This is a genomic window from Micromonospora sp. LOL_013 (assembly GCF_048060315.1).
In the GTDB taxonomy this organism is placed as follows: domain Bacteria; phylum Actinomycetota; class Actinomycetes; order Mycobacteriales; family Micromonosporaceae; genus Micromonospora_E.
Genome location: NZ_JBHMIQ010000085.1, coordinates 1 through 1,763, shown reverse-complemented (window position 1 = coordinate 1,763; position 1,763 = coordinate 1). Strand labels below are relative to the sequence as shown.

At 64.5% G+C, this 1,763-nt stretch carries 1 protein-coding gene; it reads left to right on the top strand.

Annotated elements, in window-relative coordinates; translation table 11 throughout:
- The first annotated feature begins 224 nt into the window (after nt 1-224).
- Complete coding sequence (ltrA, locus tag ACFHWS_RS28410) at nt 225-1,589, top strand: group II intron reverse transcriptase/maturase (RefSeq protein WP_416569567.1); 1,365 nt, start codon at nt 225-227, stop codon at nt 1,587-1,589.
- The last annotated feature ends 174 nt before the right edge of the window (nt 1,590-1,763 follow it).

Genomic DNA, 1,763 nt, shown 5'->3' with positions numbered 1-1,763 from the left:
TCTACGACATCTGACAAACAATGATCAAGTCAGACATAGAGGAACAACGCCGGGGCCGTGGGGGAGAGCCCGGTGCATGGGGAAGGGCGGCAGCGGATTTGCGGAGGGAGGAGGCTGCAATGCCGAAAGACGCCTCGGTGAACATCGAGGCCGTGCTGGATCCGACCCCGGCGGGGCCGCTCCAGCGGGTATCGGAGATGCAGGCCAAGCTTCACCGTTAGGCGGTGGCTGATCCTGGCCGCCAGTTCGACGACTTGTTCAATTTCGTGCACGATCCGGCCACGCTGATCATGGCGTTCGACCGGGTTGCCGGCAATCAGGGAGCACGAACCGCCGGCGTGGACGGCCTCGTGGTCGCCGATGTCGAAGAGCGGATCGGTGTCCCCGGTTTCCTGGACGACCTACGGGCCCAACTGAAGGCGGGCACGTTCCGGCCGCTTCCGGTGCGGGAGAGAAAGATCCCCAAGCCGGGAGGGTCGGGCAAGGTTCGGCGATTAGGGATCCCCACGATCTCCGACCGGGTCGTTCAGGCCGCGTTGAAGCTGGTGCTGGAACCGGTCTTCGAGGCCGACTTCAAGCCGGTCTCTTACGGGTTCCGGCCCAACCGGCGGGCTCAGGACGCCGTCGCTGAGATCCACTTCTTTAGGACCCGCGGCTATCGGTGGGTGCTGGATGCGGACATCCAGGCGTGCTTCGACGAGATCGAGCACGTCGCGGTGATGGACCGTGTCCGGAAGCGGATCAAGGACAAACGGGTTCTGGCCCTGGTGAAGGCGTTCCTGAAAGCGGGGGTTCTTACGGAACTCGGCGAACTCCAGGACACCCGCACCGGGACTCCGCAGGGCGGCATCATTTCGCCTCTGCTTGCCAACGTCGCGTTGTCCATGCTCGACGAGCACGGATGTGCGGCATGGGAGTCAGGCGGGACGATGTCGACTCAGGCCCGCCGGAGGCGACGACGTCTCAAGGGATTACCGAACTGGCGGATCGTCCGTTACGCGGACGATTTCGTGGTCCTGGTCCATGGGACCGAACCGGACACCGAAATGTTGCGCGAAGAGATCACTCACGTCCTTCGGCCCATCGGTCTACGGCTGTCACCAACCAAAACCAGGGTCGTGCACATGAGTGAAGGGTTCGACTTCCTGGGGTTCCGCATCCAGTGGCGCCGCAAGCGAGGAACGAGTAAGTGGTACGTCTACACCTTCGTCGCCCAGCGGCCCTTGCGGTCGGTGAAGGCGAAGATCCGTGCCCTGACCTACAAGACGTCGCAGCAGGACTTGGAGTACGTGCTGACCAGCTTGAACATGGTCATGCACGGCTGGGCCAACTACTTCCGGCACGCCGTCGCGAAGAACACATTTGGCACGTTGGACAACTTCACCTGGTGGAGGCTGATCCGCATGCTGCGCGAACGGCATCACTGGACGTGGTCAGACGTCCGCCGCCGATTCGTCACAGCCTCCGGGCAGTGGCAGCCGATCACGGCGGGCGAGACCGAGCTGCGGAAGATCAGCGCGATCCCGGTGACCCGGTATCGCTACCGCAGCACAGCGATCCCCTCTCCCTGGCCCCTGCAACAGACCTGACGGCAGAAACCGTGGAGAGCCCGTTGCGTTGAGAGGCGCACGGCGGGTTCGGCGAGAGGTCCGGGGAGACGGGCCGGGGGCAATCCCGGCACCGCGCCCCGGGCCTACTCAGCGGGCAGTCCTGGAGCCTCTCCTGCCCACCGCACGCCGACCGGGCCGACCGCCCGCATCAAC